The sequence below is a fragment of the Pseudomonas sp. P1.31 genome (assembly GCF_001269815.1).
Classification (GTDB): domain Bacteria; phylum Pseudomonadota; class Gammaproteobacteria; order Pseudomonadales; family Pseudomonadaceae; genus Aquipseudomonas; species Aquipseudomonas rustica.
In genome coordinates this window covers 1-7,654 of the sequence record NZ_LHVN01000024.1, presented here as the reverse complement: position 1 = coordinate 7,654, position 7,654 = coordinate 1, and the positions used below count along the sequence as shown (strand labels likewise).

The following is a 7,654-nucleotide window of genomic DNA, read 5'->3' as shown; positions in this document are numbered from 1 at the left end:
CGAAGGCTGCGATCTTTTGATCCTGTTTTTAAAAGACAAGATCAAAAGATCGCAGCCTTCGGCAGCTCCTACAGGGGTTGGCGCAGGGACAAGGTATGATGTCGCGGTTTTCTGCCGGAGTTCAGCTGCCATGCCTCGCATCACCCACTACAAATCCCCATGCCCCGAAGGCGTCAACAGCCAGATTCTGCAAATGGTCGTCGACTACCTGACCGACATCAGCGCGGTTGGCCTGGGCCCGAGCAACCTGCTGTACAACGTGTATCAGTACGCGGTGGGCTACGAGGTGCATTTGTATCTGGAAGCGTTGAATGGCGACAAGGGCACCGAAGTCGAGTTGCTGGTGGCGACCGCCGATGAAGATCCGGAACAGGTGATCGGTTTCCTTTTGTACCTGCCGGTGCAGGGCGACTGGGAAGCGTGCAGCGTCGCCTACATGGCGGTGCGCGAAGGGCACCGGCGGCAAGGCGTGGCGCGGGCGATGATCGGCGAAATGCTCGGCCGTTATCCGCATGCGGAGCTGGGCTGCACCGTCGGCAAAGTCCCGTATTTCGAAGCGCTGGGCTTTGAGGTGATCGGCTCGCGTGAAACTCAAGTGCTGATGAGCACCCGGCATTACCGCAGCAACGGCTTGCGCGGTTTCATCGACACCACGCCGATTTACCGCTCACTGGAAGTGCAGCAGATTCACACGTATCTGCTACAGAAAAACAGCAAGCGCGCGATGCTCGATGCCGAGAAGCAGCGCGATCGCCATCTGGATCAAACCACTCGCCACACGGAAGAATTTGTCCGTCAGCGACTGACCCTGCACTAGAGCCTTACAGCGGCGCGTTCGACCATTGCGATGATGGTTGCGAACAACTCGTTGATTGCGTCCTCGGCGCTGATTTCACCGTTGGCGGCAGCGTGCGACAGCGCTTCTGCGGCGCCGAGCATTGCACGCAAAGCGGCTGCGGTAATCAGTCCACCATTAGCGTAGGGCGCCAGGTCGCGGCGGCACTTTTCGAGGAAGATCGCCTCGTACTCCCGCTTGATTTTCTCCAGTTCCGGGGTGCTCGCCAGCGCGGCGATGATCCCCGGAATTTCCGTTCCCTGAAACATCACACAATCGACATACGCCTTGGCAATCACTGAAGCGGTGCCGACGAGTGTCGGCTCGCATTCGGCGATCGCGGCGTCCATCACCACGGTCTGGCGTGCATCAAAATCGCGGTACAACGCCGCAAGCAAACCGGCGCGGGTGACGAAATGGTCGTAGACCACCGGTTTGGTCACGCCGGCCTTTTCGGCGAGATAGCCGAGGGTCAGCGCATCGGTGCCCTCGGCGCGGATGATCTGCCAGGCGACATCAAGCAACTGGCGCAGGCGATCCTCACGGGAAAGGCGTTTGCGCGGTTGCGCGGGGGAATTCTGTTTGGTCAGTTGATCAGTTGACATGGTTTATATACCAAAGGTAACTTAAGCTTCGTAACTTACCAAGAGTATATAAGCCTTGGTCAGCCCCACCAACCGGAGAATTGCCATGCACGCATTGATTGTTGTTGCTCATCACGATCCGCGCTCACTGACCCACAGCGTTGCCACACAAATTGCTGCCGGCCTGACCGAAGCCGATCCGGCCAACACCTTCGAGATCGCCGATCTCTACGCTGAAGGCTTCGAACCGCGTTTCGGCGCTGCGGATTTTGCCGTGCATCATCGCGAGGCTTCGCCGCCGGAGGATGTGCTGGCGGAACAGGCACGCATTGATCGCGCCGATGCGTTGGTGCTGGTTTACCCGGTTTACTGGTGGTCGATGCCGGCGCTGCTCAAGGGCTGGATTGATCGGGTGTTCAGCAATGGCTGGGCGTTCGATTTTGCGGGTGACTTGAAGCATGTGAAGTTGCTGCAGCGTTTGCGCGTGCACCTTGTACAACTCGCCGGGGCAGACGAACGCACCTATGAACGTCACGGTTACGGTGCGGCGATGACGGCGCAGATTGAACACGGGATTTTCGATTACAGCGGGGCGACGGTGCTGAGCTCGACGTTGCTGCCGGAGTCGGAATTGCGCGAGCCGCAGGTGCAACTGCAAATAGCCCGCGAACTCGGCACGAAAATGTTCACATAACCCCTGTAGGAGCTGCCGAAGGCTGCGATCTTTTGATCTTGAAAAACAACATCAAAAGATCGCAGCCTTCGGCAGCTCCTACAGGGATTTGGGGGGTTATCGCGAGCCAGGCCAGCCTGCCTTTTCGAGGGCGGCTAGCAAGGTTTGTGCATCCAGCCCCTGAACCGAATGGCCATTGCCTTCAGTGCTCTCGCTGGCGAGCAAGGCATTGATGATCGCTTCCTCAACCGCCTCGGTGGCGGCCAGAAACAGCTCGCTGATGTGATCGTTATTGACCATCCGCAAGCCGTCACACGTCGGCGCACCTTTGCTTTCATAGGCCGCCGGCGGCACGTGATCATTACCCGTGGCGAAGGCGATAAAGATGTCGCCGCTTTGATCTTCATTGCCGCCACCGGTGCGCGCCAGACCGACGCTCGCCCGTTGCGCCAGGCGAGTGCACTGATGCGGCAACAACGGCGCATCGGTGGCCAGGCAAACCACGATCGAACCCATGCCAGGGTGCGGCAATGCGGCGCGCAAAAACGGTGAATCCTTCTGTTCCATGTAGCGCCCGACCGGGTAGCCGTCAACCCGTAACTGGTTGCGAATGCCATAGTTGGCCTGGACGATCGCGCCCACTGTCCAGCCGCCCTGCGTAGCGCTCAATCGCCGCGACGAAGTGCCGATGCCGCCCTTGAATTCATGGCAGATCATGCCGCTGCCACCGCCGACCGCGCCTTCCACAACCGGGCCGTCGACCGCGTTGTGCAGGGCTTCGGCGACATGTTCAGGTTTGACGTGGAAGCCGTTGATGTCATTGAGCAACCCGTCGTAAGTCTCCAGCACCACCGGCATGTTCCAGTAGAGACGGCCATCGTCCGGTTGCTGCTGACGATCCAGCACAATCAGCGCATCGCGCACCACGCCGAGGCTGTGGGTGTTGGTGAAAGCGATCGGACTGGTCAACAAGCCCGCCTCGCGAATCCACTCAAGACCGCTGGCGTCACCGTTGCCATTGAGCACATGCACGCCGGCGAAACACGGCTGCTGGTTGGTCGAACCCTGACGCGGTTCGATCAGGGTGACGCCGGTGCAAATGTCACGACCGGCCGTGCTTTTACCGCGCACGTTGCTGTGGCCGACACGCACACCGGGCACGTCGGTGATCGCATTGAGCGGGCCGGGCTGCATCTGGCCAATGCGGATGTTGAGGTCACGGACACGAGGTTTCATTGATTTCTGTCTCTCCATAAAAATCTTACATGTATCGCGATCTCTGTGGGAGCTGCCGCAGGCTGCGACCTTTTGATCTGCAAAAACAACGTCAAAAGATCGCAGCCTGCGGCAGCTCCTACAGGAAATGCGTTGGTCTCGCTGATCAGTGGTCACCGGTTGATATCCCCTCGATGACCCCGCATGATTCGGCACTTCTGGTCGCTACGGCCGGTGTTGATCAAGTGCGGTCAGCCTATCGATCTGATCGCGCCTGACCCATTCCCATCATGGGTTACACAAAAGGGGTAGAGCGTGGACGCGTTGTTGCAGGAATTGCCTGTGCATCAAAGTCTGGCGCGGGTCTTCACCTGTGTCGGGCAGGACGGATTCTGGCGGGCGCTGGTCGATACCTTGCGCCTGCTGGTGCCGATGGATAACGCTTTGGTCGCGATGATGAAGGCGGGCCAGGCGCCGCAATTGCTGATTGATATCGACAGCAAGGGCGCTGTCGAAGAACAGGAAAACCTCGCCGATTACACCGCCGGCATGTACCTGCTCGATCCGTTTTATCAGGCCGCTTCGGCGGGGCTCGCTGATGGCTTGCACAGCCTGGCGTCGGTGGCGCCTGACCAGTTTTTGCAGAGCGAGTACTACCAGAGCTACTTCCGCTCGGTGGTGGGCGCGGATGAGTTGCAGTTCATGATCAACGTTGATGGCAGCGTGTTGGGTTTATCGATGGGGCGTTCGACGCCGTTCGAAATGGCCGAGCAGGGCCGGCTGCTGTGTGTGCGCGACTGGGTGCTGGCAGCGATGCGCCGGCATGTGCAGCTATTGCCGCCGCAAGGGGCGGTTGCTGAAGTGCTGGTCGGCGATCTGGCGACGTTGCTGGATCGTTTTGATGCGCGGCTGACGGTGCGTGAAAACGACACGGCGCGGCTGATCTTGCAGGGTTTCTCCAGCAAGGCGATCGCCCAGCAGATGGGCATATCGCCGGAAACGGTGAAAGTGCATCGGCGCAATCTCTATCAAAAGCTCAATGTCACCGGACATGGTGAGCTGTTCGCCCTGGTGCTGCGCCCGAACTGACTCTCCACCCCCCTGTAGGAGCTGCCGAAGGCTGCGATTTTTTGATCATGTTTTTAAGAGATCAGGATCTAAAGATCGCAGCCTTCGGCAGCTCCTACAGGGATTTGGGTTGTGTCAGGAAGTGCGTTTGAAGACCAGGGCTTTCAGGCCGCTTTCGGGATCGATGTCGGGAAATTCCGGCGGGTTCTCCAGCCGCTGTTCAAAGCGCAAACTCGGCGCCTCCTGCGTCACGCCATCAATCAAAAAGTCCGAACCAAACGCCGGGTCATTCATGCAGGCCAGCACCGTGCCGTCCGCCGTCAGCAACTCCGGCAGACGCCGCAACACGCGCTGATAATCCTTGGTCAGCAAAAAACTGCCTTTCTGAAACGACGGCGGGTCGATGATCACCAGGTCGTACGGGCCGCTGTTGATCACCTTGCCCCAGGACTTGAACAGGTCGTGGCCGAGGAAGCTGACTTTGCCGGTGTCATGGCCATTCAAACGGTGATTGTCGCGACCACGGCTGAGCGCGGCGCGGGACATGTCCAGATTGACCACATGGCTGGCGCCACCCTCAATGGCCGCCACGGAGAAACCGCAGGTGTAGGCGAACAGGTTCAGCACGCGCTTGCCGTCGGACTGTTCGCGCACCCAGTTGCGCCCGTAACGCATGTCGAGAAACAGCCCGGCGTTCTGCTTGCGGCCCAGGTCGACGCGGTATTGCAGACCGCCCTCGACGATGGTCATTTCATCGATCTCATCGCCCAACAGCCATTCGGCGGTGCTCTGCGGCAGATAACGGTGCTGGATCAGCAACGTGTGCGCTTTGGACTGCTGCCATTCGGCCGAAGAAGTGATGTCGAGCAACACGCGCTTGAGATCTTGCAGTTGCTCCGGCGCCGGCTCCTTGAACAGCGACACCAGCACCACGCCTTGCAGCCAGTCCACCGTGACCTGTTCCAGCCCCGGCCAGCAACGCCCGCGCCCATGAAACAAGCGACGGGTTTCGCCCGGTGCGCTGGCGAGTGCCGGCAGCAAATGGGCGTGGAGGGTGGCGAGGGCTTCAGGGTTCATCGGTCACGGTCGGCAAGCAAATGGGCCGGCATTTTAACCACAATTACGCCACTTCGAACGTTTGTCTCAGGATTGCCAATCCGACCATTTAGAAAACTCCTGTATCAAAAATGAATTTCTACAGAACGCGCTGCTCATACCAGATAAGCAGCGGATTCAAGCCGCTAAATCGTTAATGCTATTCAGGGAGTGCAGTTTCATGTGCCCATCACCAACGGCGGACGCGCACCTTCCTGGCGGGTTGATTCTGGTAGTTGAGGATGATCCGTTGATTCTGGAGTTTCTTTGCGAAATTCTTCAGGAGGAAGGTTTCAAGGTCGAGCCGCATAGCAGCGCCGACGCAGCCAAGTTATATCTGGACGAGCACGCGCCGGAAGTGAATCTATTGCTGACCGACATCACCATGCCAGGCACCCTCAACGGCGCCGATCTGGCCAACCTGGTCGGCGATCGCTGGCCGGACAAACCGGTGATGGTCATGTCCGGTTATGAAACGCCGGAGACGTCTGGGGTCAAGCACTCGGTCGCGTTCATCAAGAAACCCTGGGCGATCGGCCAGTTGCTCGATTGCGTCGAGAGTGCCTTCAAGTCCAAGGCTCCGCGTCTGCACTGACAAGTGCTACATTGCCGGGCAAATTTGCCCGGCCCCTTGCCAGAGGATGCGACCCTTTGTCTGCTCACAATGATCTTTTCGACCGCGCGTTTGGCGCGTTCCTGTTCGACATGGACGGCACCGTCCTCAACTCCATCGCCGCCGCCGAGCGGATCTGGTCAGCCTGGGCCGTGCGCCATGGCGTCGATGTCGAGGCGTTTCTGCCGACCATTCATGGCGCACGGGCGATCGACACGATCAATCGCCTGAACCTGCCGGGCGTGGACGCGGAGGCACAAGCGGCGTTTATTACCGCAGCGGAGATCGAGGATGTTGAAGGCATTGTCGAGATTCCGGGGGCGGCGGCGTTTCTCAATCAATTGCCAAAGGATCGTTGGGCCATGGTGACGTCGGCGCCGCGCGATCTGGCATTGCGGCGGATGGCGGCGGCGGGGATTCCCGAGCCTGCGGTGATGATTACGGCTGAGGATGTGAAGGCGGGCAAGCCTGATCCGGCGGGTTATCTGCTGGCGGCTAAACGCTTGGGGCTGGAGCCGGCGGAGTGTCTGATTTTTGAGGATGCCGCTGTCGGGATTCAAGCCGCTGAAGCGGCGGGTGCGTCGTTGATGATCATCACCACGACGCATCAGCATCCGCTTGAAACCGAGCACGCGACACTGGCCAGTTACGACGCGATCCGCGTCCAAATCGACAACGACGGCCTGCACCTACAGCCTGCCTGAGCTGTACCTGTAGGAGCTGCCGAAGGCTGCGATCTTTTGATCTTGTTTTTAAAAGACCAGGATCAAAAGATCGCAGCCTTCGGCAGCTCCTACAGGGGGTGCGGGGTTAGTAGACACCCGGTAACAAGCGCCAGCTCCGGGCGCAGTAGGCGTCATACTCGGCGCCAAACTGCCCGCGCAGCAGCGCCTCTTCTGAATGAATACGCGCGATCAACGGGATCAACGTCAGCGCCGCCAGCAGCAACCCGACGGTTGAACGAAACGCCAACGCCCATCCCAGCGCATTCACCACCAACCCCAGATAACTCGGGTTGCGCAGGTGTTGATAAATCCCATCGGTCACCAACCGATGCCCCGGCTGAATCGCCACCAACCCACTGAACCGGTGGCCCAAGACAAACACCGGCCACAAGCGCAGCGCCCCGCCAATGATGAACAACAACGCGCCAAGCCAGCGCACACCTTCGCCGCCAAACGTCCAGAAATTCAGCCGATCGCAGTAAGCCGGCAGAAAACCGCTGAGCAAACCAATCACGCCAAACGCCGGAAGCACCCAGCGATTGGCGCGATCCTCGCGTTCGCCGGAGCTCAGGTTGACCTCGGTAAACATCGACGCGATCACCATCGCCACAGTGGCCAGCGCGACCACCACCAGCGAGCCGTGGGAAAAGAACATCCCCACGCCACCAATGCCCCACACCGCCAGGCCCAGATAGGCGAGGGTGGCGAGCACGGCGACCACGGTCATTTGCGCTGACATTCTCATGGCGTTCTCACGGCGGCATACACACTCTTGCAGTGTAGATCCCCGTAGGAGCTGCCGAAGGCTGCGATCTTTTGATCTTGTTCTTTTAAAAACAAGATCAA

The 7,654-nt window shown here is 59.3% G+C and carries 9 protein-coding genes; 5 read left to right on the top strand and 4 right to left on the bottom strand.

The genetic code is table 11. The features are described 5' to 3' along the window. Window positions 1–130: 130 nt before the first annotated feature. Window positions 131–817, top strand: coding sequence for a GNAT family N-acetyltransferase (locus AD669_RS16095; RefSeq protein WP_053121525.1), 687 nt, complete (start codon window positions 131–133; stop codon window positions 815–817). Here the strand turns inward: AD669_RS16095 and AD669_RS16090 are convergent. Then, window positions 814–1,440 carry a TetR/AcrR family transcriptional regulator gene (locus AD669_RS16090; RefSeq protein WP_053121523.1) on the bottom strand — a complete coding sequence of 209 codons (627 nt, stop codon included), beginning with the start codon at window positions 1,438–1,440 and terminating at the stop codon, window positions 814–816. The two genes, AD669_RS16095 and AD669_RS16090, sit on opposite strands and share 4 nt — an antisense overlap. Before the next feature lie 85 nt (window positions 1,441–1,525). On the opposite strand from AD669_RS16090, the gene AD669_RS16085 reads away from it, so the two are divergent. Beyond that, complete coding sequence (locus AD669_RS16085) at window positions 1,526–2,113, top strand: NAD(P)H-dependent oxidoreductase (RefSeq protein WP_053121521.1); 588 nt, start codon at window positions 1,526–1,528, stop codon at window positions 2,111–2,113. Between the two features lie 96 nt (window positions 2,114–2,209). Here the strand turns inward: AD669_RS16085 and AD669_RS16080 are convergent, their stop codons facing one another. After that, the gene (locus AD669_RS16080; RefSeq protein WP_053121519.1) at window positions 2,210–3,328 is read right to left on the bottom strand and encodes a P1 family peptidase; all 1,119 of its coding nucleotides are present in this window, start codon (window positions 3,326–3,328) and stop codon (window positions 2,210–2,212) included. A 294-nt stretch (window positions 3,329–3,622) separates the two neighbouring features. On the opposite strand from AD669_RS16080, the gene AD669_RS16075 reads away from it, so the two are divergent. Next, window positions 3,623–4,396, top strand: a complete 774-nt coding sequence (locus tag AD669_RS16075) for a helix-turn-helix transcriptional regulator (RefSeq protein ID WP_053121517.1) — start codon at window positions 3,623–3,625, stop codon at window positions 4,394–4,396. A gap of 114 nt (window positions 4,397–4,510) precedes the next feature. Here AD669_RS16075 and AD669_RS16070 read toward each other — a convergent pair whose 3' ends face one another. Next, on the bottom strand, window positions 4,511–5,452 hold the full coding sequence (locus AD669_RS16070) for a class I SAM-dependent methyltransferase (RefSeq protein WP_053121515.1): 942 nt from the start codon (window positions 5,450–5,452) through the stop codon (window positions 4,511–4,513). Between the two features lie 199 nt (window positions 5,453–5,651). Between AD669_RS16070 and AD669_RS16065 the strand changes: the two genes are divergently transcribed. Both AD669_RS16065 and AD669_RS16060 read left to right on the top strand, forming a co-directional pair. After that, a complete protein-coding gene (locus tag AD669_RS16065; protein WP_053121513.1) occupies window positions 5,652–6,065 on the top strand; it encodes a response regulator in 414 nt (137 codons plus the stop codon). A 56-nt stretch (window positions 6,066–6,121) separates the two neighbouring features. Further along, window positions 6,122–6,787, top strand: a complete 666-nt coding sequence (locus AD669_RS16060; protein ID WP_053121511.1) for an HAD family hydrolase — start codon at window positions 6,122–6,124, stop codon at window positions 6,785–6,787. 106 nt (window positions 6,788–6,893) lie between these two features. On the opposite strand, the gene AD669_RS16055 is transcribed toward AD669_RS16060, so the two are convergent. Next, window positions 6,894–7,553, bottom strand: coding sequence for an isoprenylcysteine carboxylmethyltransferase family protein (locus AD669_RS16055; protein ID WP_053121509.1), 660 nt, complete (start codon window positions 7,551–7,553; stop codon window positions 6,894–6,896). Window positions 7,554–7,654: the final 101 nt, after the last annotated feature.

Bases quoted from the DNA above. Each gene is read 5' to 3' on its own strand.
- AD669_RS16095 (WP_053121525.1), top strand. From the start codon at position 131: ATGCCTCGCATCACCCACTACAAATCCCCATGCCCCGAAGGCGTCAAC.
- AD669_RS16090 (WP_053121523.1), bottom strand. From the start codon at position 1,440: ATGTCAACTGATCAACTGACCAAACAGAATTCCCCCGCGCAACCGCGC.
- AD669_RS16070 (WP_053121515.1), bottom strand. From the start codon at position 5,452: ATGAACCCTGAAGCCCTCGCCACCCTCCACGCCCATTTGCTGCCGGCA.
- AD669_RS16055 (WP_053121509.1), bottom strand. From the start codon at position 7,553: ATGAGAATGTCAGCGCAAATGACCGTGGTCGCCGTGCTCGCCACCCTC.
- AD669_RS16065 (WP_053121513.1), top strand. From the start codon at position 5,652: ATGTGCCCATCACCAACGGCGGACGCGCACCTTCCTGGCGGGTTGATT.
- AD669_RS16080 (WP_053121519.1), bottom strand. From the start codon at position 3,328: ATGAAACCTCGTGTCCGTGACCTCAACATCCGCATTGGCCAGATGCAG.
- AD669_RS16085 (WP_053121521.1), top strand. From the start codon at position 1,526: ATGCACGCATTGATTGTTGTTGCTCATCACGATCCGCGCTCACTGACC.